This window comes from Chryseobacterium sp. CCNWLW53 (assembly GCF_037083525.1).
Lineage (GTDB): Bacteria > Bacteroidota > Bacteroidia > Flavobacteriales > Weeksellaceae > Chryseobacterium > Chryseobacterium lathyri.
In genome coordinates this window covers 471411-496111 of sequence record NZ_JBAOJR010000002.1, presented here as the reverse complement: position 1 = coordinate 496111, position 24701 = coordinate 471411, and the positions used below count along the sequence as shown (strand labels likewise).

Below are 24701 nucleotides of genomic sequence, written 5' to 3'. Positions count from 1 at the left end.
CTTTTTGATTTAGTCAAATTTAAGGAAATTATATTATTTAAACGGTTTGTGAAGGATTTTATTACTTTCGAATGTTCTATTTTAGAATTATTTTTTTTCTCACAGATCTGGTTGATTGAGCAGATTTCTATACTTTAAAAACATATACTATAAGATTATGTAGAATTTAATTTGCAATGATTACAAAACAAAAAAACGGGCTAAAGCCCGTTTTTTTGTTGATATATTTTTATCTGAATTAAGATCTTAATTCTGCGTTGTATTCTTTTTGGAATGCTTTGATCAGAGAATCCATTACTTCAGAAATTTCCTTCTCTTCCAATGTCTTTTCCTCATTAAGAAGTTCAAAACTCATAGCATAAGATTTTTTTCCTTCCGGAAGATTCTTTCCTTCATACACATCGAATAAATTAATCCCTTTAATGAAAGGAGATTTGTTCTTTTTCGCTGTCTGATAAAGATCCTCATAGCTTATATTCTTATCGATCAATAAGGCAAGGTCTCTTCTGATTTTATTGAACTTAGGAATATCCTTAAACTTAAGAACATTTTTAGAACGTAATTCCTGAGCCAACTCAAGTTCTATTTCTGCATAGAAACATTCCTGATCAATATCAAAATCTTTCAATAAAACGGGAGATACTTTTCCAATTCTTACTAAAGTTTTTCCTCCGGCTTCATAAGCTAATGAATCGGAAAATCTTTCGTCTGTTAAAGCAATTTCTTTATAATCAACACCCAGTTTTTCTAATAATACTTTTACGTAGGCTTTAAGATTGTAGAAACTTACTGCAGATTTAGGCTGAAGCCAGTTTTCAGCAACATCTCTTCCTGTAACAAGAAGGGCCAGCTGTTTTCTTTCTTCATATTTATCTTTTTTATGGTAAATTTTTCCGAATTCAAAGAATTTGATATCCTGATTCTTTCTGTTGATATTGTACACTGCGTTCTGAAGAAGCCCTTCCAATAAAGATTTTCTCATGAACGCAAGGTCTCCACTCAATGGGTTCAGCAATTTTACGGCATCGGTTTCATCTTTTACAGAAGTCAGTGAGTTATTCATAGCTTCGTTAAAACCAAGTCCCTGCAGTGTTCTTGCCCAGTTATTTTCCAGCTCGTCCTGATCGTTAGCACTCAGCTTTACTGGTGTAAACGAGATTTTTTGCGGAGCATCAATCTTATTGTATCCGTAAATTCTCAGAATCTCTTCAATCACATCAATTTCTCTCGTCACATCAGCTCTGTAAGCCGGTACAGAGATTTCAAGTCCGTTCTGGATCTCATTTAAAACCTGGATCTCGAGAGATTTTAAGATTTCCTTTACTTTCTCTCTGTGGATCTTTGTTCCTAAAATCTGTTCGATCTTTGAGAATCTGATGATCACATAATTATCTTCAATCTTCTTTGGATATTCCTCTAACAGATCCCCAACCAATTTTCCTCCGGCAATCTCCTGGATCATTTTGATCGCGTGAGTTATTGCTGTTCTGGTAATATTGGGATCTACTCCCCTTTCAAATCTGAAAGAAGCATCTGTATTTAAGCCATGAAATTTAGCCCCTTTTCTTACGGCTACCGGGTTGAAATAAGCACTTTCCAGGAAGATGGTTTTCGTTTCATCAGAAACTCCTGAATTCGCACCCCCGAAAACCCCTGCAATACACATTGGATTATCTTTCCCGTCTTTGATTATCACTTCAGAACCATTCAAAGTTCTTTCAACACCATCCAGAGTGGTGAATTTTGTTCCTTCTTTTACAGTTCCTACTTTCACTTTGCTGTCAGCAATCTTATCTGCATCAAATGCATGAAGAGGCTGTCCGTAACCGTGAAGGATATAGTTCGTAATATCTACAATATTGTTGATCGGGTTTAACCCGATTGCTTTCAGCCTGTTTTTTAGCCAGGCAGGAGATTCTGCTATTTTCACATCTTCAATAACAGCCCCTATATATCTTGGACACAGTTCGGCGTTTTCCACTTCCAAAGTGAAGTTATGTGAACCTTCGCCATTTAAAACCTCAGAATTCACTTTCTCAAATGTTGATTTCTGTTGGTTGGTTGAAAGAAAAGCATGAAGATCTCTTGCCACACCATAATGTGACATCGCATCTGTTCTGTTAGGCGTTAAACCAATTTCGATCACCTCATCAGTGGCCAATTCAAAATAGTCAGCAAAGTTCTTTCCTACTTCATATTGGGTTTCATCCAAAACCATAATTCCACCGTGATCATCGCTAAGGCCAAGTTCATCTTCTGCACAGATCATCCCCTGAGATACCTCACTTCTGATCTTAGCTTCCTTGATCTCAAAAAATTTTCCGGTTTTATCATAGATCTTAGTTCCGACAACAGCTACAGGAACCGTCTGCCCTGCTTCAACATTAGGAGCGCCACAAACGATATTTAATATTTTCCCATTCCCTACATCAACTGTTGTTTTCTTTAGTTTATCTGCATTCGGGTGCTTTTCGCAGGTCAATACTTTTCCTACTACAATACCTTCCAGACTGCCTCTTACACTCTCAAATTTTTCTATCCCCTCCACTTCAAGACCTATATCTGTAAGGAATTCTCCAATCCTTTCCGTTTTCAGTTCCGTTTTGATAAAGTCTTTCAGCCAGTTGTTTGATATTTTCATTTGCTATATTTTGAAAAAAAATTATTGAATTTTCGCACAATATGTACTGTACGATTTTCCCGTACAAATGTCGTGTTTTTTTAAGAAATAGAGAAATTTAGGAATCATTTTAAAACAAATAGTTTTTATTAATTTCTTCTTGTTGAATGAGCAAGTTTTCCTATAAAAAAAGATAAATTTGTTGATATTATCTTTAGAATTTGCAGTTATTCACTAAAATTAATCTTTTAAAAACCAGAACTCATTTAAAATAAAAAAAAGAGACTGAAAAAATTCAATCTCTTATATTTTTATTGGTTTCAAATATTACAACCCGATTACCGGCATTGATAACATCAGAATATTTTCACTTTCTTCAAGACCGTCAAGAGGTTCTATGATTCCTGGTCTGTTTGGCTGAGACATTTTCATAGTGATATCGTCAGAACCTAAAATGGTAAGCATTTCCGTTAAAAACTTGGAACTGAAACCAATATTGATGTCTTCCCCGTTATAATCGCAAGGAATCTGCATATCCGCTTTGTTTGCATATTCTGTATCTTCTGCATGAAGATGAAGAATATTGGCAGACAGCTTAAATCTTACCTGGTTGGTAGATTTATTGGACATGATTGATGCTCTTTTGATCGCTCCCAGAAGAAGATTTCTGTTGATCGTCAGTACATTTGGATTCTCTTTCGGAATTACCGCTGTATAATTAGGGTATTTACCATCTATCAATCTACAGATCCAGATATGTTTTCCAAAAGTAAATTTAGCCATATTCTCATTGAAGTCGATGGTAACGTCTTCGTTGGAGCTGGCCAGAATATTTTTGAAAATGTTCAAAGGTTTTTTAGGCATGATGAATTCCATTGGCTCGGCATTCATCAGATCTGTTCTTTTATAAACTACCAGTCTGTGGGAATCTGTAGAAACAAAATTGGTTTCATTTTCTCCAAACTGGAACAATACTCCGGTCATTACGGGACGAAGAGAGTCATTGCTTGTTGCAAAAAGAGTGTTTGTCAATGCTTCAGATAAAACTCCTGCCGGCATGGCTACACTTTGAGCCGCATCAAATTCGGGAAGTTCCGGATAATCGTCGGCGTTATCCAGTGCTACAGCGAAATTGTCTTTCTCATCTAAAATCTCAAGCTGGCTTCCGGTTCCTTCTGCATTATCCTTTACAACGAACGTTAAAGGCTGTTCTCCATACGTCTTGATAAAATCTTGAAAAATTTTAGCAGGAACGGCAAATTTACCCGAATCATCAGACTTTACGTCCAGAGAGGTAACAAGAGTAGTCTCGCCATCAGATGCTGTAATGGTAACGTTATTTCCGTCTAATTCAAAAAGATAGTTTTCTAAAATCGGTCTCGATTGAGAGCTTGATATTACGCCACTTACAGTTTGCAATGCTTTCTGCAGTTCACCACTTGAAATAATAAATTTCATAGATTTAAAAATAAGTTTCTACAAATATAATAAATAGAAACTATAATGAAAAAAATAATCTTAAGGAGTTTTGAACAAATATCATTAAGCGGTTTTAAGACATGATTTTAATGTCCGTATTTACTTCTAATTATTTATTCTGATCAAAATCTGATCTTTATTTTCTCATTGGTGAGTGAATATAAGTATGAAAATGGATCCTGAATATTTCACTTGTATCAAATTACAAATCCTATCTTTGTTAAAAATAAGCTATGCAAAAACCGCCTGTTCACAGAAGTTTTTTAAATGCTTTCCGGGGTATTTTCCTGATGATAAAAACGGAAAGAAATTTCCGGATTGAACTTGCTGCTTTCTTGATAAATCTGATTCTGATATGCTATTTTAAGCTTTCATCAATTGATATCATGCTTATTCTTGTAGTGTCAATAGGTGTTTTAAGTGCTGAAATATTCAATACAGCCATAGAAAAGATATGTGATATGGTTCAGCCTGATTTTGATAAAAGAATCGGTTTTATTAAGGATATTTCTGCCGGAGCCACTCTTCTGATGGCAATTGGGTCCGTTGTTGTGGGAGTTATTGTTTATTGGAAGTATATATTTCAATAAAAAGCATCCCAAAGAGGAATGCTTTGTAGTTTTTAAGAGCAGTGAAAGTCCCAGGATTCGGAGGTCATACAGCCGTTAAATTTTGGACAATACCAGCCATAAGGATAATTACAATATCCGTTTTCATCAACAGGGACAGTAATCAAAGGTGGGTTTACCCCTTTTCCATTTACATTTTTCAGTTCCTGTCTTTTAAGTTTTTTTAGATTTTTCATACTTTTTTATTTGTAATCCTAAAACTACAAATAAAATTAATATTTCACTACGTTAAGATAAATTAATCTTATAAATATTTTTCTATAATTGGTATGGCAGTTTCAGCCATTACGCCGTAGCCTTTTTCATTGGGATGAACACCGTCTCCGGAAAGTAAAATTTCCTTATCTCTTAAAAATACAGTATAAAAATCAATATAATGCAAGGTATTTTCAACCGCGATATCTTTAAGAATCTGATTATAAACCAGAATTTCCTCACCTGTTCTTAATTTTCCAGTTGCAGCCTGTACTCCATCTATTTTCCGGGAAACCGGAAGAATGCTTACCAGATAAATATCATTCGTATACTGTTTTGCATGATGAATAGCTTCAATCATATTATTTCTAAACTGGACAGTACTTACCATAGGTACTCCGTCCTTTATGGCCAGATCATTGGCTCCGTACCCAATAAAAACTATATTTCCTTCTGCTGAATTTCTGGCTGCCAGCTCATAAGGCATCCGTTTTAACAAGCCCTCTGTTGTTTCGCCTCCTATTCCCAGATTAAAAAGAATCAATTCGTTGCTTCCTTCATGAAACTGCTGCAGGGCATATCTTTTAAGAATATCAACCCAACCTCCGAATACTCCGTCATATTCTCCATACGTAATGCTGTCTCCGAAGAACAGCCCATAAATCATTTTCTTCATATTAAAGATGTTAGATATTAGAAATTAGATGTTAGTACTGTTGGAATATAAGCAATACTGTTGAACACAATTCATTATTTATCATTCGTCTAATATCACTCCAAAATTAGTGTAATATTTTTGTGTGATTCTATAATTTCGACTAAAATTTCAAATAGGGTCTGGCCTTTTCCTGACAGCAAATCCTCCAGTTTTTGCTGCATTAATTGTATGTTAAATGGTTTTCCCTGTCTGATCTTGTTCTGGTAAAAATTCCGGGTGGATTCGAGGCCTAGATCTTCTTTTGATTTTTGGGATTCTTTCCATATGATCTCAATTTCTTCTCCGCCTTCAAATACACCAAAACCACCATACAGAATGTCGTCAAAGCCGTCCAGTGTTCCTGCTTTCCAGTCCGTATCTTTCATCAACACTGAAGAAACCTCATCGTAGAACCCAGGAAGATCTGAAAAGTGTCTGCCATCGATTGTGATTATTTTATTTTTATCTGACTCCAACCCTGTTTAATTTTTATAATTAATCCTTGTAAATATAAAAAAATGACCGCCATTCAGTGGCGGTCATTTCTATTTTATTTGAAGTATTCTACTCCGTTTTTGAATATATTGTGGTAATTCGCGGTCGGTATGTTTTTCATGAGGCCTTCTGCAAAACGCTCAGGATGTCCCATTCTTCCGTAAATCTTTCCGCAAGGGCTGGTAACTCCTTCAATTCCGAATAACGAGTTATTTGGGTTGAAAGGCATTCCGTGGGCAATATTTCCATCAAGATCAATGTATTGGGTAGCGATTTGTCCGTTTTCGTAAAGCTTTTTGATTTCTTCTTCGGAAGCCATGAAACGTCCTTCACCGTGAGAGATCGGAATGGTGAATACCTGATCTTTCATTCCTTTTAACCAAGGGCTTTCGTCATTAATCACCTTTACATTCACCATCTGGGAAATATGTCTTCTAATGGCATTGTGGGCCAGCGTCGGAGAATTTTCGTCCAGGTCTTTGATTCTTCCATAAGGTAGCAGACCGGATTTAACCAATGCCTGGAAACCGTTACAGATACCGATGATCATTCCGTCTCTGTCCAATAGTTCGTGAACAGCGTTTTTCATCTTCTCGTTTTTCAGAACGTTTACAATGAACTTTGCAGAACCATCCGGCTCATCACCTGCTGAGAAGCCGCCTGAGAATGCAAGGATCTGAGATGTTCTGATCTCCTCCACCCATGCATCAATGCTTTCATCCAGCAATTGGTGGCTGATATTTTTCAAAGGCAGGCTGCTGATCACAGCACCTTCTTTCTGGAATGCATTCAGGGTATCGTACTCGCAGTTTGTTCCCGGAAACACAGGAGCAAATACTTTCGGCTTGGCAATTCCGTGTTTTTTAATGACAATATTTCTTGGATGGATTGAGTTTGAGTTCTCATCAATTTCAACCGTCAGTTTTTCTTTTTCCTTGGTTGGGAAAAGGTTTTCGAATGTTCCGGTATACGCTGCCAGAAGATCCAGAATCGGAGATTCCATACCATTTATCATTAAAATACCTGAGTCTTTTACTTCACCGATCTGCTGAAGAGAACCATTACTCAACTCTTCTTTTGATTCTATGATTAGGCTACCGATATTCTTAGCCAGTAGAGCATTTTCATCAATACTGATTTCTGCTCCAAGCCTGTTTCCAAAGCTCATTTTGGCTAAAGCTACCGCAGCACCTCCTTCTTTAACAGTTTTTACCGAAACAATTTTTCCGGCTTTGATGTTTTCAAAAATAAATTCGAAAATTCCTTTTAAGCTTTCATAATGAGGAAGTCCGTTTTCCTGGGGAATATGGTTGAAGAAATATATTTTGTTTCCAGCCTGTTTGAATTCCGGTGAAATTACATTTTTCTTTTCACCGTTTGCACAGGCAAATGAAATCAAAGTCGGCGGAACATTCAGATCCTGATACGTACCGCTCATAGAATCTTTTCCTCCGATTGCCGCAAGACCTAAATTGATCTGGGCATCATAAGCTCCTAAAAGAGAAGCTAAAGGTTTGCCCCATTTCTCTGGATTCTGGCCCAGTTTTTCGAAATATTCCTGGAAGCTTAACCTGATATTTTTGTAATCACCACCCATGGCAGCAATTTTAGCAACACTTTCTACTACGGCATAAGAGGCTCCCAGCAATGAATTTTGTTTTGAAATTCCGGTATCGAATCCCCAGCTTGCGAAGGAAACAGTTTCAATATCTTTTGCTCCTAAGATTGGTAGTGTCTGAGCACTCCCTTCCATCAGCGTCTGCTGGTATTTTCCACCTAAAGGCATCGCAACAGTAGTTGCACCGATGGATGAATCAAACATTTCCAGCAATCCTTTCTGGGAAGCTACATTTTTATCGCTTAATATTTTAAGGAAGTTCTCTTTTGTAAAAGATGCTTCTTCTTCTTTTACTTCTTCAAGATGAGTAATTTTTACATCCTGTGACTTTGAACATCCGTTGGTATCTAAGAATTCTCTTGAAAGATCAACAATTTTATCGCCTTTCCAGAACATCTGCATTCTACCTGAATCCGTCACTTTTGCTACTTCTACAGCTACAATGTTTTCATCTTCACAGAATTTGATAAATTGCTCTTTATCTTTCGGATCAACTACAACCGCCATTCTTTCCTGAGATTCGGAAATAGCAAGCTCAGTTCCGTTTAATCCTTCATATTTTAAAGGTAAAACATCAAGATTCACTTCTAAAGAATCTGCAATTTCACCGATGGCTACAGAAACACCTCCTGCTCCGAAATCATTAGATTTTTTGATGAGTTTTGTTACAGCAGGATCTCTGAACAGTCTCTGGATTTTACGTTCTTCAACGGCATTTCCTTTCTGAACTTCAGAGCTCATCGTATGAATAGAGGTTTCGTCCTGCTCTTTTGAGCTTCCGCTTGCCCCGCCAACACCGTCACGACCTGTTGCACCTCCTAAAATAATGATGGAATCACCATTTGCAGGCTTCTCACGTCTCACCCAATCAATAGGAACTGCTCCGGTAACGAAGCCTACTTCCATTCTTTTGGCTTTATAACCTTCATCATAGATTTCCGAAACCATTGTAGTGGCCAGACCAATCTGGTTTCCGTAAGAGGAATATCCATTGGCAGCCTGTTTTGTAATGGTTTTCTGAGGAAGTTTTCCCGGTAAGGTTTTATCAACCGGTTCTAAAACATCGGCAGCACCAGTCAATCTCATCGCCTGGAATACATATGATCTTCCGGACAAAGGATCTCTGATAGCACCTCCCAAACATGTTGAAGCACCTCCAAAAGGTTCAATTTCCGTAGGGTGATTGTGGGTTTCGTTTTTGAATAATAAATACCACGGCTCTTTTTTACCGTCGTACTCAGCTTCGATCTGGATGGTACATGCATTGATCTCGTCTGAAACAACAAGATTCTCCAGGTTACCTGTTTTATGGAAATATCTTCCGCATACTGTTGCCAGATCCATTAAAGAGATCGGCTTCAGCTCACGGCCTAAAAATTTTCTTTTTTCGATATAGTCATTGAAAATGGTTTCCAATGTATGTTTGAAATCTCCTTCAAACTGGATGTCTGACAATTCTGTTTCAAAGGTGGTATGACGGCAGTGGTCACTCCAATAAGTGTCTAAAACTTTCAGTTCCGTTTCGGTAGGATTTCTTTTTTCTGTTTTAAAGTATTCCTGAATAAATTTCAGGTCATCCAATCCTAATGCAAAACCGTGATTATTGTAAAAATTTTCAAGCTCAGCATCATCGAAACTGATGAAATTTTCGTGGATCAAAACTTTTGTCGGAATTTCATCTGCAGGAATATTTAAGGTAGAAAGATCTTTTTCCTGAGACTCCACTTTATTGATCAGAAGATCCTTGATTTTTACAAGCTCTGCTTCAGAAACTCCTTCAAACCGGATCAGTTTCCCGCTTCTTACTTTAGACTTTTCATTCTCCGTCAATAAAGCAATACACTGTTGTGCAGAATCTGCACGCTGGTCATATTGGCCCGGCAAAAACTCCATGGCAAAATAAATTCCTTCGGCAGGATTTTCTTCATGTAAAATATCAGTAACCGGATCTACGAAAGTGCTGTTGACCACCTTTTCGAATTCACCATCATTCAAATTGAAAATATCGTACACATTGTACACTTTCACACTTTTGATTGACGGCACAACCGCTTTTACTTCATCAAAAATTTTTGGACTTTCTACATCGAAAATACCTCTTTTTTCTACGAAAATTCTTTTGTTATTAGACATTAGATGTCAGATTTTAAATATTAGATTTATTACTTTCTTTTTAGTTTTTCAGAACCCATAACGGTCCTTTATATTTTAAAGCTTCAACGTCAGATTATTATCATCTGTCCCGTCTGTATTAGAAGCATTTTTTGATGCATTGATCCAGTCGTCTCCGTTCAGCACCAGTTTAAAGGTATAGGTCTTTCCTTTTTCAAAACAGGATTTCGGAACTTCCAACTCGAAGCGGTTGTCTTCTTTCTTCGTTAACTGATAGTTCTTATGGTCTGTCTTCCAATCGTTGAAAGATCCAGCTACAGAAGCACTATTGATCAGTTTTGAATTTAAATTCTTTGGATGCGTATAGATAAATACAACGTTATCTCCTTTCAGATAGTATCCTTCTGTTTCCTTTTCTCCCGGTACTATTGTCAAATCATTCATTAATCTGGCCACTGAATTATAAAGCACCGGGAATGTATCCGGGCCGCTGACGTTTACAATAACACAGATCCCAGTATTCATTTCTGGATAGATGGCAAACCACACCTGATCTCCGAATGCTCCACCGTGCTTGTATCCTCTTTTCCCATGTTCACTAAGACCGAAGCCGTCCCAAAAATATCCATACCAGTCACCTTTGCTGTTGCTGATGTTTCTTTGAGATTCCTGAACAATTGAGTTTTTCGAATCCAGTTCATACTTTAAGAACTTCACCAGATCTCCCATAGTGGATTTGGTTCTCACTCCACTGGCACCCCATAAATGGCTTATGAATTTTGGCATCAGGCGTCCGCTTGAATGATATCCATTGGCTAAGACTTCATTTTTACCCAATTCCAGTTTGGTGTGATCCATTCCTGCTTTTGAAAAGATGTTTTCTTTAAGCAGCGTTTCATAGCTTTTCCCGTAGATATTTTCCAGCATCAAACCTGTTAATTCAAGGCTTAAATTGCTGTAATTGTATTTGATTCCGGGTACTGTATCCAGTTTTACTTTTTGAAGATCCTGCTTAAAATTATCTTTTGTATAATTTTCTCCTAATGCATTGTATTGAAAAGGAGTTTCATCTGACATTTTTTTCCGGATTTCAGAGTCATCAGGCAAACTGCGAGGCAACGCTGTCCTGTAGGAAATCAGATCTTTAATTTTAATCGGAGTTCCGTTGTATTCTAAATTGGGATATGATCCTTTCAGGTATTTACGGATGTCGTCTTCAAGATTAATTTTATTTTCCAAAACGGCCTGAGCCAACAATTGTCCGGTAAAAAGCTTTGTTACAGATGCTATCTCAAAATAAGTATTGTCATCTGCTTTATTTCCCTTTCCTTTATCTATTTCCCCAAAATGTTTTGTGTACACTTTCCCGTCTTTCACGATTCCGATCGATACGGAATAAGCCCCTGATTTTTCTTTTAATTTTTGCGCATTGGTCTCCATGATGGAATACACCTGTTTCTGGCTTTGTGAGAAGCTCTTTGCAGACACAAGAATCAATAAAAAAATCGACAGGTTTTTCATGGGCAATTGTTATTTTACAAATTTATTAGGATTATCGGGATGTTCTTTCTGAAACTGTTCGGCCTTTTCTGTCTCATCTTTCAGCCATTTCTGAAAAGGAATTTTTTCATTTTCAAATTCAAGTGCAAAAATATTTTTACCGTCTTCTGAAACTATAAACTTAAAATCCGATATTCCTGCTTCCGTTTTTCTATAATCATACGTATTTACCTGATAGAATGGAAAATTTTCTTTTGGTCTCTCTACAATTTCAAAAAATAATTTCTTTTCATTATCAGAGAGTTTTGTATAATGATTGACATAATAGATTTCTGAAAGCTTTTTGTTTTGTACATTGAAAAACTGAAGAATGGTCTTCTCTTTTTCATTATAATTAAATGGGTTTGGAAAATATTTCCCTCCAACTTCTACTGCATTTTCTGATTTTGAAACGGGCTTTACAATTTTCCCTTTGAAATCCATTACTCCCCATGTTCCGCCAACGATTGCTTTGTGCTCATCTTCTGTTTCTTCCCAGTCACAGCCGTCGCAAAAAGCAGCGTAGCCATACTTGAAAGGCGATGCAAAATCATGACTTGGTTCTATAACAACTTTTCCATTTCTGTCTGCAAAACCTACTTTTCCATTTTTAACGAATCTTCTTAAACCTTCGGAAAAATAATCTGCTCCATTGTCGTAAAAGAAAGGCCTGTAAAGGAAATTCCCTTTTTTATCATAGACATATCCCCATGCATTTTTCTCTTTTGCTTCTCCTGTTTTAAACCCATCAAAATAAATGGTCTCCCCTTCAACTAATTCTCCATTTTCAATGTTTGAAAAAATTTTAAACTGGGCCGGAACAATAATTTCATCTTTCTGATTTTTAACTCCAACCAAAGAATCTTTTGAAATAAAATATTTTAAGACCTCTTTCTTCTGGGAAAAAGAAAGGATGGGTATCAGGGAAATGAGTAGAAGAGTTTTTTTCATGTTGAATATAAAATAAAAAATGCAGCCCAAAAGGACTGCATATGTTTATACTTTAAGATCAGCCTCCAATCCTATCAGGTCTTTATTTTTATCCAGAATCGGCTGAACTTCATTACTGATGAACTCCTCTGTCTGGATCGGTGCGAAACCTATAAAGTTTTTAGGATCTAAAACTTCTTTTAATTTTGATTTATCTAATTTTAAAGAATCATCATTTAAGATTCTTTCAATAAGGTCATTTTCTTTTCCTTCTTCTTTCACTTTTTTAGAAGCTTCCATAGAATGAACTCTGATCACTTCGTGAATTTCCTGACGGTCACCACCAGCCTTCACTTCTTCCATGATAATGTATTCCGTTGCCATGAAAGGAAGCTCTTCCATAATATGCTTGTTGATTCTGTTCGGATATACAACAATTCCGTTCATGATATTATTCCAGATCAATAGAATAGCATCAACAGCAAGAAATGCCTGAGGAATCGTCAGCCTCTTGTTGGCAGAATCATCCAGTGTTCTTTCAAACCATTGGGTAGAAGCTACCATCGCGGAACTTGTCGTCAAAGACATTACATATTTTGCCAATGCTCCGATTCTTTCACTTCTCATTGGATTACGTTTGTAAGCCATTGCTGATGAACCGATCTGGTTTTTCTCGAACGGCTCTTCAATTTCTTTAAGGTTTTGAAGAAGACGTAAATCGTTGGTGAATTTATGAGCAGACTGAGCAATATTCCCTAATAAAGCAACTACTTTAGCATCGATTTTTCTGTCGTAAGTCTGACCAGAAACACCGAATACTTTTTCAAAACCGAATCTTTTTGAAAGCTCTTTATCTAAATGTTTTACTTTGGAATAGTCACCATTGAAAAGTTCTAAAAAACTTGCAGCAGTTCCTGTAGTTCCTTTTACTCCTCTGAAACGAAGTGTTTCCAGGAAGAAATCCAGTTCTTCAATATCAAGAACCAAGCTCTGCAACCAAAGTGTAGCCCTTTTTCCAACAGTCGTCAGCTGAGCTGGTTGGAAATGAGTAAATCCTAAGGTAGGAAGATCTTTATACTGAATAGAGAAATCAGCTAAGTTTTTCATGACGTTAACCAGCTTTTTCTTTAAGATTAAAAGCCCGTCACGGATCTGAATAAGGTCTGTATTGTCACCTACAAAAGCTGAAGTAGCCCCCAAGTGGATAATTCCTTTTGCTGAAGGCGCCACATCACCATAGGTATGAACGTGAGCCATTACATCATGGCGGAATTTTTTTTCATACTCAGCTGCTTTATCATAATCGATATTTTCAGCATTAGCTTTCAGCTCAGCAATCTGCCCGTCTGTAATATCAAGACCTAAGTCTTTTTCAATTTCAGCCAAAGCGATCCAAAGCTTTCTCCAGGTACGGAATTTGTTATTATGTGAGAAATTAAACAACATTTCTTCACTGGAATAGCGCTCTTCCAATGGATTTTTGTAGGAATTCATTCTTTCTTTTACTTTTTAGATGTACAAAAATAAGGATTTTCAGTGAGAGATGAAAATTGTGGATGCTGTTTTAAATTTTAGTTAAAGTTGGTCATTTTATCCTGCATTTTTAAGCAAATTAAAGCCTATTTCTAAAGATCATTTTTTAAAGTAACATGCCTAAATTTAAATCACTTATAATAGCAAAAACCGTTCTTCCGAACGGCTTTTCTTTTGTTTACAGAAGCAAAGAGTGATTATTATAGAGCAAGTCCACACTCTGTCCCTACAGATATGCATTTTTTCACAAATGAACACCAGAAATAGCCTGGCAAGCACATAGGAATACCTCCCTGAACTGTTTTCAATTCTTGTTTTGTAAGTTTTTTTAGATTTTTCATATAGTATTTTTTACACTTTCCTACTCTATAAGCTTTTCGGATTCCGCTATGATTTGGTCACAGCAATATACATTTTTTAGCTGGAAGTGTAATTTAATATTTATTATTTATTTTTTTTCAAATTATCAAAGAGTATTTTTAATTGACAGACAAGTCAAAATCCACCCTGGTTTCATAAAAAAAGCCACTCTTTTCCGAGTGGCTTTTGTGTATTAAAATTGGATCACTGATAAATCACAACATTATCTTTTTTAAGCTGATATCCTTTTTTCTTAAAAGGAACCAAAACATAAGCTTCTTTAATATAGCTTCCACTTTTCCACATTTTGCTTTTTCCTTCTCTGGTAAGGATGATGCTTTTTGCATTTCCGTCCGGGATGAAAATTTCAGCCCTTTTCATATCTTTACTGAAAATAACAGCTGTCATAGAAGTGTAACTTTTATCTGAGCTCACTTCCTTTAATTTGATTTTCTGTTCAAAAACCCTCACACAATCATTTTTGATCTGTGAATACGTATAGCCTGCTGAACCTATACAGCCATGAACATCTCTATCACCTCCTAAAACTGGAGATTTTTGTTGGGTAAATGCTAAAGAACTGACGAATATTGCGCCCAATAAAATAGTTTTTCTCATAGTAAAATATTAATGGTTTTAGTTTTTACAATAACAATAGTAACAAGGTATTAGCTAACCTAAGATATAAAAAAAACACTTATTTTGAAGGGTTTACAAAATATATTATTTAGTTATGTATTTCCTAGATATTATATCACCAGAGCTGGTTCCGATCATATTATACAATTCTCCAGGCCCTAGTAGAAAATATATGTTCGTAGAATTACACTCTTTATTCAATTAAAAAAAGAGACTGCCTTAACGGACAGTCTCAATTGTATTTTATAAATCTGGATTTACTGATAAATCACAACATTGTCTTTTTTAAGCTGATACCCATTCTTTTTGAAAGGAACCAATGCATATCCATCTTTTTTCCAGATTTTACCTTTTCCTGCTCTTGTAAGAATCAGGCTCTCTCCATCCGTATCCGGAACAAAAACTTCGGCTTTCTTCAAATCTTTACTAAAAATCACGGCAGCCATTGAAGTAGAGCTTCCTTTAGGGGCAACTTCTGTTAATTTAATCTTCTGCTCAAATACTCTTACACAATCTTTTTTGATCTGGGAATAGGTATATCCTGCAGAACCGATGCACCCATGTGCATCTCGATCACCACCTTTGATCTGTGCGAATATAAAAGAACCCAAAAACATTGCGCCAAGTAAAATCGTTTTTTTCATAATTATTATCTTAAAGTTATAACTGTGCTATTAAAAATCATGCCAAAAAAAAGGGAAAAAGCCATTCAAAAGAATGGCTTTGGTTATATTATTTAGTCCAGTTGATCTTTGAATGTTTCACATCATCAGAATTGGTTCCGATCATGATATCAAATTCTCCCGGTTCCCAGTCAAATTTCAATTCTCCATTGTAGAATTTCAAGCTTTCTGGTATAATATCGAAAGTTACTTTTTTAGATTCTCCTTTTTTTAGGAAAATTTTCTGGAATCCTTTCAGTTCCTTTACCGGTCTGGTAATGCTGCCTACCAGGTCTCTGATATACAACTGCACCACTTCAGCCCCGTCATAATTTCCGGAATTAGTAACCGTTACTGAAGCCTGAATCGTTTGATTTCCTTTTGGATTCGGATTTGAAACTGACATATCGGAATAGCTGAATTTAGAATAACTCAGACCGTAACCGAATGGATATAGTGGTGTATTACACTCATCCATATAATTGGAACGGAATCTTTCATACACACATTTATCGACTTTATCCTGACTTAACGGGCGGCCAGTATTTTTTGCATTATAATAAATAGGAACCTGCCCTAAGCTTCTCGGGAAGGTCATCGGAAGTTTCCCTGAAGGATTTACTTTCCCGAATAAAACGTCTGAAATAGCATTTCCTGCTTCTGATCCGGCAAACCATGCGTTCAGGATAGCATCAGGTGTATCTTTTACATTGGTTAAAGCTAACGGTCGTCCTGTGTAAAGTACCATCGCGATCGGTTTTCCGGTCTTTTTCAGTTCATTTAATAAATCAACCTGTGACTGGGGAATGGTAATTTCTGTTCTTGATGAAGACTCCCCGCTCATTTCGGCAGATTCTCCAATTGCCAGAACGATAACGTCTGCTTTGTTGGCTACGTCAACTGCTTCTTTCAATAATTCTTCTTTAGAACGATTATCCCTGTCTGTTTTTTTACCGTGAGCTGCATAGATATCTTCTAATTTAGCATCGTAATCAATATTAGCACCTTTTGCGGAAAGAAATTTCACTTCTTTTCCATAATTAGCCTGAAGACCCTGCATTAATGAAACTGAGGCAGCATGTTTTGTGGCAACACTCCATGTTCCCGCCATATTCAGTGAGTTATTAACCAATGGTCCGATTACGGCTACTGTACCGGATTTTTTCAGTGGCAATACATTATTCTCATTTTTTAATAAAACCATAGACTGGGCTGCTGCACTTCTTGCTATGTTACGGTTTTCCATATTGTAAACCTCTTTTGCAGCCAGTTTTGCATCACCGTAACGGTAAGGATCATCGAATAATCCAAGATCGTATTTTGCTTCAAGAATTCTTCTTGCAGCCATATCGATCTCAGCTTGCGTAACTTTTCCTTCGTCAAGGGATTTTTTCAGGGTTGTTAAAAATCCTTCTCCTACCATATCCATATCTACTCCGGCCTTCAGGGCTAAAGCAGATACCTGCTGAAGGTCTCCCATTCCGTGTTCTGTCATTTCATTGATCCCGGTATAATCGGTCACTACGAAACCTTTGAAGTTCCACATTTTTCTCAGAACATCAGTCTGCAGCCATCTATTTCCGGTTGCCGGAACTCCGTCCACTTCATTGAAAGAGGCCATTACAGAAGCTACTCCTGCATCTACCGCTGCTTTATATGGAGGAAAATATTCGTTGAACATTCTCACATGACTCATGTCCACCGTATTGTAATCACGTCCAGCTTCTCCCGCTCCGTATAGTGCGAAATGCTTTACACAGGCTAAAATGGTATTACCGGCGGAAAGATCTTTTCCCTGATAGCCATAGACCATATTTTTAGAAACTTCGCTGCCTAAATAAGGATCTTCTCCGGAACCTTCGGAAACCCTTCCCCATCTCGGTTCACGGGAAATATCCACCATCGGCGAGAAAGTCCAGTTGATCCCGTCTGAAGACGCTTCTTTCGCAGCAACTCTTGCAGACTGCTGTACCAGGTTCATATCCCATGAAGCAGCAAGGCCCAGTGGAATCGGGAAAGTGGTTTCGTAACCATGGATGACATCCATTCCAAAGATCAAAGGAATTTTCAGACGGCTTTTTTCTATAGCGACCTTCTGAACAGCTTTGATTTTATCAGCTCCTTTTATATTAAATAATCCTCCTACTAATCCCTGCTCTACTTTTTTTCCGATATCTGAACTTTGAGCCTGTCCGGTTGTAAAATCTCCGGAGGTAGGCAGGTTGAGCTGGCCAATCTTTTCATCTAAAGTCATCTTAGACAAAAGATTCTCTACGAAAGCTTTTCTTTTCGCCTGATATTGGGCTGTCTGGTAAGACTGCACCGGCTTGGTTACCATTTCCTGTGCGGAAAACACAGGTGAAAGTGCTAAAGCTGCGAGTACAATTAACTTTTTCATAAATCTATCTTCTTAAATTATAGTTCTAATTTTATTTTATTGTTTAACCGTGGGGTCTTTTTTTGTTGGATAATGCAAAGGCGCTATTTTTTTAAGCTTTATGTTTTTTAGGTGCAAGGATTTTATCTGCGATAAAATTGATCATATTATTATCTCCCCCTTTTCTTTAAACATTTTTGATTTTTGGTTCTGCATTATTCACTAAAAGTTCTATTCTCCTTTTTTCTTAGACAACATCCATTCGTACAGTTTAGGGTCTGAATAGGTGGAATCCCATGAATTGTGATTGTCATTAGGGAAAATAATCAATTCTGCTGACGGGTTTACCGGATGTAATCTCTGGTAGAAGTTAAATGCATTTTCAGGCAGAACGATATCATCCATTCCTCCATGAAAAATCTTCATATTCAGATCTTTATATTGGTTGATATTTGCATACATGATCATATCTGTAGGTGCACAAACCGGCACTACTGCTGCAAACATTTCAGGATGTTCCATGGCGAGTTTCAAAGTTCCCCAGCCTCCCAGGGAAAGTCCTGTAAGGTAAATTCTTGAAGCATCAATTTTATATTTTTTCTGAATTTCTTGGATCAGGTTATAAATTGTCACTGTATCCCACCATGAATCTGCAGGACACTGCGGCGCTAAAATGGCTACAGGTTCTTTGATCAGGCTTTTATATGTAAACGGACTGTGTACCTTGACTGCTTCAAGATTGTTACCTCTTTCTCCTGATCCGTGAAGGAACACGATCAGCGGAACATTTCCTTTTACCTTTTGAGGGTAATCGAGAATATAAGATATCTTTTCTGTTCTTTTAATTTCTTTATTGAGTTCTGCTTTTATTTCCTGAGCATTCACGTGTAATGAAAGCGGAAGGAGTAAAAGTGGAAGGTGTTTTAGTTTTAATTTCATATTGCTAATCAGGGTTTGGTTAAAGCCGTTTGGTGTGTTACTTTGTATTTGAACGGACTAAAGTCTGTTTCTATTCATGAAAATCCTGCTGAAGGTAAGATTTATAATTATTTAATGCCATATTTTTCAGACTGAAAACTTAATTTCTTGAGTCCCTGCTGAATTTCAGGGGCATTCATAAATAATTTCCAAAGGAATCCGGTCCTGTAGTTTTCAATCATAGGTGCTATTGTGCCCTGATCTATGGCTAAATATCTTGGTGTAAACCAATTGTTGTAATTCACTGAAGTAGCATCATATGGTCCTGCCGAGCCAATAAACTCAGGTTTCTCAGTATATAGGAATCTCAAAAAGTTCATCGATTCTTTTGGAGTATACGGGAAGCTGCTCAGTGCTGCTGTAGGTGTGATCACTCCGTTGTCATTGCCAGGCATGTGGGCAGTGTATCCTGTACTTCCGTCTTCATTTCTTGTATATCCGGCTGTCAGACCCCAGTAATTTGGCCCGTAGCCTTTCCACTGTTTTGGATTTTCAACACAGTATTTATAGTCGATAAGGACTTGATTTTTGTTTAAGTCAAAATAGTTTTTCACCAGCTTGTCAGAAAGTCCGGTAGGATCCAGACCGATGTAGGAATATTGTGACCAGAAAAGCGGCCCGCCGTATTCTTCGGCATAATTGTGTTTTACATATAGAGGAAGTCCATATTTTGTTTTATCTGTAAGGTATTTTCCATTTCTCGTCCAGCCTTTGTAATAGGTTTCAGCATCGATTGGATGGGTAGGTGATGAAGCAGCTAAAATGTAGGTGATAAGACATTCGTTATACCCTTCCAGCGGAAAGTTCATTTCCCACTGATATTCTGGTGACCAATGCCAGTAAAGGACTTTTTCGCCTCCTTTTGTGTACCAGTTCCACTGAATTCCTTTCCAAAGCTCATCGCATTTTGCAGCAAGGGCTTTTTCTTCGGCATTTCCGTTTTTAAAATATTCACGGACCATCAGAATTCCGGAAGTAAGAAATGCGGTTTCAACCAGATCTCCACCGTTATCTTTTTTTCCGAAAGGAACAGTTTTTCCTGTTTCTCCATTGATCCAGTGGGACCAGGCACCTTTATGACGGTCTGCTTTAGCAAGAAAATCCATCATATGAGTCAGCCTTTTTACCGCGTCCTGTCTTGGAATGAATCCTCTTTCCACTCCTACCAGAAGCGTTGCCAATCCAAATCCTGAGCCGCCTGTTGTCACTACATGCTTATCATTATCCGGATAGATATTGTCTTCATGGTAACGCTCTCTTCCCAGCATGGATTTGGGTTCCGCATAGTCCCAAAAATATTTTAATGCATCTTTCTGAACTCTGTCCATAAGCTGTTCATCAGTAATGTTGCTTTTCACGGCTTCATTTTGAGTAATTTCCTGTTTCGGAGATTTGGAGTTTTTGCAAGAGTATGCAAAGAATAAAGAGGTCACAGCAATTGATAATACGGTCCTTTTCATGAAATCTTTTTTACCTGTTTTTACTAAAAGAAGAGGAGAACTTTCATTCTCCTCTAAGTTTTTATGACTGATTTTAATAGCCTGGGTTTTGGGTTAAAACTCCATTACTTTGTCCTATTTCTATAAAAGGAATCGGGAAAAGTTCATTCTTTCCAGCTTTGAATCCATAAGGAGCCAGCACTGTAGCAGCCTGTCCTGTTCTTACTAGATCCACAAAACGGTCACCCTCCATAGCAAGTTCAACTCTTCTTTCATGCCAGATCGCTGTTCTTAAAGCAGATTGAGAAGATGCTGTAGTATTTGGCAACTGGGCTCTTGTTCTTACTTTATTAAGATTTGTAATTGCTGTTGCAGTATTTCCCAGTTCATTTGCAGCTTCTGCATTGATTAACAAGACTTCAGCAAAGCGTAAAACCCTGATATTTTGAACAGACCCATCGTCACAAGCTGTATTTTGCTGACTTTTAGGAACATAAGCTTTTTGATTATACGTATTAACGGACGTTGGATTGGCATTAATAAGGTCACCTTCCGGTGTAATTTCTCCGTTTCTCAGAATTGTTAATTCTTTACGAATATCACCAGGCTCAAAAGCATTCTCCAGTGCTTGGGAAGGAGTAAAAAAGCCCCAGCCAAACTGATCTTTTGCCCCCTGTACCTGTGAATACTGGCTTCCTTTGTATTGCCCTGTACAAGCACAGTCAATTTCGAAAACCGATTCAGTACCAAACTCTCCTGCCACTCTAAATAAATGGTTGAAATTGGTATCTAATGAATAGCCCATTGCAATCACCTGGTTAGAAGTATCATAAGCCTTCTGCCAGTCTTTTTTATATAAAAATACTTTTGACAACATACCTAATGCAGCACCCTTAGTTGCTCTACCTAGATCTGAAGCACCATATGACTGGGGTAAAACCTGCGAAGCCGCTGTTAAATCAGAAATAATAAAGTTATAGACTTCATCTGTTGTATTTCTGGGAATATTATAATTTTCCTGAAGACCATCAAAAATCGGAACGCCTCCATATATTCTTACTAAGTTGAAGTAAAAATAGGCACGTAAAAATTTCGCTTCGGCTAAAAGCCTGTCTTTTAGAGCAGTATTCATTTCAATAGCAGGAACTTTTGAAATTACCTGGTTACAACGCGCAATTGCCTGCCATTGGCCAGCCCAGTATCCTCTAACGCCTTCATCACTGGAAGTAAAAGTAAACTGATCATATGCGTTAATGAAAGAAGCATCTCCAGGGTTTGAGCCTTTTAATACATCATCAGCCGGCACTCCAAAAAGATATTGGTATGGAAATGCTGAATTATCCCAGCTTCTTAAAAAATTATAAATTGCATTGGTAGCCTGTATAGCATCACTTTCTGTTTTAAAGAATTCTGAAGCATCAGTTCTTCCTTCAACAGGTATATCTAGATAATCACTCTTACAGCTTAAAACTGCAGAAAGCATGAATATGGAAAATATGATTTTTTTCATGATAAAATTAAATTAAAAAGTTACGTTAACCCCAACCGTATATATTGCAGATATAGGATAAATATTATTGTCTATACCCATTTGTACTCTATCCGTATTCAAAATTTCCGGTGAGAAACCATGATATTTAAAGCTTGTCCAAGGGTTTTGAGCACTTGCATAAAAACGTAACTTCTGGATTGCTGTCCCTAAAACATCTTTTGGAATATTATACCCTATCTGAATATTTCTGATTCTGAAAAAGCTTCCGTTTTCTACATAAAAACTACTTGGAACAATAACTCCCTGGTCATTGGTGGTCATAGCATATGTATTTGAAGTTCCTTCTCCATGCCATCTGTTATTGTAGAAATCTAGATCCCAGCTTTCATTACCAAATCTCTGTTCTCTGTTATAGTTATAAATTTTGTTTCCGGATACTCCCTGGAAATCCATTGCCAGATCAAAATCATAGATATTCACATTAAATCCAAATCCATAAGTAAATTTCGGAATCGGACTTCCTAAAAATGTTTTATCATTAGCATCTATCACACCGTTTCCATCTCTGTCTTCAAACATAAAACCTCCCACAGTTTTTTTCACAGACGAATAAGTAGGTGCTGCAGCTACCTGCGCATCGTTTTGGAATACTCCGATTACATTATATCCATAGTATGAGCCTACAGCCTGCCCTTTTTCAAGTCTTATGATAGGATTTCCAAATAAGCTTACTCCAGGCTGATTGTATGAATCTGCATATACACTTGTAATTTTGTTATCCAAAGTAGTAATATTTCCAAAAACGCTGAACTTAATATGATCATTTACTCTTGCATCATAACTAACAGATCCTTCAAATCCTTTATTGTTGAAAGAATAGGCATTTGTTACAAAATTATTAGCATTACTGGCCCCTGACGTCGTTGGCTGATTAATTCCGTAAACTACATCTTTAGAATCTTTGTCAAAATAAGTTGCTTCAATTTTTAGTTTATTATTAAGCAAAGCCATTTCAATCCCTAGATCACGACCAGTAGTAGTTTCCCATGTAATAGTTGGGTCTACAATTCTAGTAACAGTTTGTGCAGGATTGCCAATCCCACCAAAATAAGCCCCACCTGTAAGAATACTAGTAAGATTATCATAATCTCTCGAAACTTCCGGATTACCAAGTTTGCCCCAGCTTGCTCTTAACTTCAGTAAATTAAATACATTCTGATTACTCATAAATCCTTCTTTCGAGATTACCCAGCCTATACTTACTGCTGGAAATACTTTATATCTGTCATCAGAAGAGAACCCTGTTGCTCCATCCCTACGAACCGAAGCATTTAAAAGATATTTACCTGCGTAATCATAATTAAGTCTTCCAAATGTTGATTCTATTCTTTTTTTATAGGGAGTAACAGCACGAGGATCATCTGGTGGGCTTATAGTAGTTCCATAGATTTCATTTCCTGAGGAAATATCAAGACTACTATCTTTACCATTAAATACAATATCTCTGGCTTCCAGATAATTTTCACGATAATAATTTTGAGTACGTGAAAAACCGGCAAGTAATTCAATATTATGAAGACCTAGTTTTTTCTTCCAGGACAATGTGTTATCCCACACATAATCTCTGTTTCTGGAATCTCTTGTTACCAAAAGAGACCTGTTTGGTAGAGGAATATAGGTTGCAGTAGGAGTAAATTCATACTTACTGGTATTTGTATTATCAGAAGTATAGCTCACTCTCAATGTAAAGTCTTTAAGAAACTTATACTCAGCCCAAATATTATTCAGCATACGTTGCTGTCTGGTTTTTGAGCGGAATAAATCCAGCATGGCTCTTGGATTCGTTACACTCACTAAAGTAATATAATCATAATTATTGGTAGTAGGATCAATCGGATAGAATACTGGTGGAGCATTATAAGCTGTCAATAATGGATTGTTTGCATTATTATTATGAATATCAGCCCAGGTAAAATTATCCCCAATCGTTAAATTATCAGTAATCTTATAGGAAAGATTAATTCTAGTATTTAATCTTCCAAAATCATTTCCCGAGTTCATACCACGTCCGGCTTCTAAAGTTCCCTCATCTTTTAAGTAACCTAAACTTAAGAAATAATTCAATTTACCTAGATTACCTGAAGCAGAAATATCAGATGAGCTGATAATTCCTTGTGATAACACTTCATCAAACCAGTTTGTATCTGCCGGAAATTGAGATCTTGATATAATTTTTGTAGGATCGAATGCCTGTCCACCTACACGTATATCATTCATATACTTTTCATTATATAGCTCAACGTATTGGTCACCATTAACCATTTTCGGAACGTTAGTTACCTTTTTAACTCCAAGATATGAGTTGAAATTAAAGGTTGGTTTTTTACCCTTACCCGTTTTTGTTTTAATAATGACTGCTCCATTGGATGCTTTAGCTCCAAAAATGGCTAAACTGGATGGATCTTTCAATATGCTCATTGATTCAATATCCTGCGGATTCAAAAATGAGATATCATCTGTAATCATTCCGTCTACAATAAATACCGTTTTCCCAGTTATGGATCCAATACCTCGAATATCTACTCTTGGTGATGCCCCAGGTGCACCGGAGTTAAGAATCTGAACACCAGACACTTTACCTTGGATAGAACTGATGGGATTTGAGTTAGGTCTGTCTGATATGTCCTTAGCACTAATTGTAGCAATGCTTCCGGTCACATTCTCTTTTTTCTGAGAGCCATATCCTATCAAAACCACTTCCTCGATCTTCTGCTCTTTGAGAGTGTCCTTCGGTGTAGTCTGCGCATTGACGTTCATACCGAAGTACAAAACCGCAATGAGGCATGAATACTTTAAATCACGTTGTTTCATATAGTTCAATTTTATTCGTACAATCTAATTTTAAAA

Annotated in this window: 18 protein-coding genes; 1 reads left to right on the top strand and 17 read right to left on the bottom strand. The window is 37.0% G+C overall.

Annotated elements, in window-relative coordinates; genetic code table 11:
- Positions 1 to 238: 238 nt before the first annotated feature.
- Both pheT and dnaN read right to left on the bottom strand, forming a co-directional pair.
- Positions 239 to 2641, bottom strand: a complete 2403-nt coding sequence (pheT, locus tag V6R96_RS07175; protein ID WP_223559180.1) for a phenylalanine--tRNA ligase subunit beta — start codon at positions 2639 to 2641, stop codon at positions 239 to 241.
- 306 nt (positions 2642 to 2947) lie between these two features.
- Positions 2948 to 4078 carry a DNA polymerase III subunit beta gene (gene dnaN, locus V6R96_RS07170; protein ID WP_111954807.1) on the bottom strand — a complete coding sequence of 377 codons (1131 nt, stop codon included), beginning with the start codon at positions 4076 to 4078 and terminating at the stop codon, positions 2948 to 2950.
- Positions 4079 to 4332: 254 nt separating this feature from the next.
- On the opposite strand from dnaN, the gene V6R96_RS07165 reads away from it, so the two are divergent.
- The gene (locus tag V6R96_RS07165) at positions 4333 to 4689 is read left to right on the top strand and encodes a diacylglycerol kinase family protein (RefSeq protein WP_336378502.1); all 357 of its coding nucleotides are present in this window, start codon (positions 4333 to 4335) and stop codon (positions 4687 to 4689) included.
- Positions 4690 to 4721: 32 nt separating this feature from the next.
- Here V6R96_RS07165 and V6R96_RS07160 read toward each other — a convergent pair whose 3' ends face one another.
- The 15 genes from V6R96_RS07160 to V6R96_RS07095 all read right to left on the bottom strand — a co-directional run bounded on the left by V6R96_RS07160 (position 4722) and on the right by V6R96_RS07095 (position 24665).
- A complete protein-coding gene (locus V6R96_RS07160) occupies positions 4722 to 4904 on the bottom strand; it encodes a bacteriocin-like protein (protein WP_111954803.1) in 183 nt (60 codons plus the stop codon).
- A gap of 68 nt (positions 4905 to 4972) precedes the next feature.
- Positions 4973 to 5599: a GDSL-type esterase/lipase family protein gene (locus V6R96_RS07155; RefSeq protein WP_336378501.1), complete on the bottom strand. Its 627-nt coding sequence runs from the start codon at positions 5597 to 5599 to the stop codon at positions 4973 to 4975.
- Between the two features lie 95 nt (positions 5600 to 5694).
- A complete protein-coding gene (locus V6R96_RS07150) occupies positions 5695 to 6096 on the bottom strand; it encodes a ribonuclease inhibitor (protein ID WP_336378500.1) in 402 nt (133 codons plus the stop codon).
- 74 nt (positions 6097 to 6170) lie between these two features.
- Positions 6171 to 9866: a phosphoribosylformylglycinamidine synthase gene (locus V6R96_RS07145; RefSeq protein ID WP_336378499.1), complete on the bottom strand. Its 3696-nt coding sequence runs from the start codon at positions 9864 to 9866 to the stop codon at positions 6171 to 6173.
- Between the two features lie 75 nt (positions 9867 to 9941).
- Positions 9942 to 11366 carry a serine hydrolase gene (locus V6R96_RS07140; protein ID WP_336378498.1) on the bottom strand — a complete coding sequence of 475 codons (1425 nt, stop codon included), beginning with the start codon at positions 11364 to 11366 and terminating at the stop codon, positions 9942 to 9944.
- Positions 11367 to 11375: 9 nt separating this feature from the next.
- Positions 11376 to 12335 (bottom strand): WG repeat-containing protein, encoded by a 960-nt coding sequence (locus V6R96_RS07135; protein ID WP_336378497.1) that lies wholly within the window; start codon positions 12333 to 12335, stop codon positions 11376 to 11378.
- Between the two features lie 45 nt (positions 12336 to 12380).
- Entirely contained in the window at positions 12381 to 13808 is a 1428-nt protein-coding gene (gene purB, locus V6R96_RS07130; RefSeq protein WP_111954791.1) for an adenylosuccinate lyase, read from the bottom strand.
- A 239-nt stretch (positions 13809 to 14047) separates the two neighbouring features.
- The gene (locus V6R96_RS20760) at positions 14048 to 14188 is read right to left on the bottom strand and encodes a bacteriocin-like protein (protein ID WP_407934744.1); all 141 of its coding nucleotides are present in this window, start codon (positions 14186 to 14188) and stop codon (positions 14048 to 14050) included.
- A gap of 223 nt (positions 14189 to 14411) precedes the next feature.
- Positions 14412 to 14825, bottom strand: coding sequence for a hypothetical protein (locus V6R96_RS07125; RefSeq protein WP_223559173.1), 414 nt, complete (start codon positions 14823 to 14825; stop codon positions 14412 to 14414).
- Between the two features lie 278 nt (positions 14826 to 15103).
- Positions 15104 to 15490, bottom strand: a complete 387-nt coding sequence (locus tag V6R96_RS07120) for a hypothetical protein (RefSeq protein ID WP_223559172.1) — start codon at positions 15488 to 15490, stop codon at positions 15104 to 15106.
- Positions 15491 to 15578: 88 nt separating this feature from the next.
- Entirely contained in the window at positions 15579 to 17906 is a 2328-nt protein-coding gene (gene bglX, locus V6R96_RS07115) for a beta-glucosidase BglX (protein ID WP_336378496.1), read from the bottom strand.
- Positions 17907 to 18116: 210 nt separating this feature from the next.
- Positions 18117 to 18824 carry a prolyl oligopeptidase family serine peptidase gene (locus V6R96_RS07110; protein WP_223559170.1) on the bottom strand — a complete coding sequence of 236 codons (708 nt, stop codon included), beginning with the start codon at positions 18822 to 18824 and terminating at the stop codon, positions 18117 to 18119.
- Positions 18825 to 18931: 107 nt separating this feature from the next.
- A complete protein-coding gene (locus V6R96_RS07105; RefSeq protein WP_336378495.1) occupies positions 18932 to 20323 on the bottom strand; it encodes a glucoamylase family protein in 1392 nt (463 codons plus the stop codon).
- Between the two features lie 73 nt (positions 20324 to 20396).
- The gene (locus V6R96_RS07100) at positions 20397 to 21812 is read right to left on the bottom strand and encodes a RagB/SusD family nutrient uptake outer membrane protein (RefSeq protein ID WP_336378494.1); all 1416 of its coding nucleotides are present in this window, start codon (positions 21810 to 21812) and stop codon (positions 20397 to 20399) included.
- Between the two features lie 12 nt (positions 21813 to 21824).
- The gene (locus V6R96_RS07095; RefSeq protein WP_336378493.1) at positions 21825 to 24665 is read right to left on the bottom strand and encodes a SusC/RagA family TonB-linked outer membrane protein; all 2841 of its coding nucleotides are present in this window, start codon (positions 24663 to 24665) and stop codon (positions 21825 to 21827) included.
- Between the last annotated feature and the right edge of the window lie 36 nt (positions 24666 to 24701).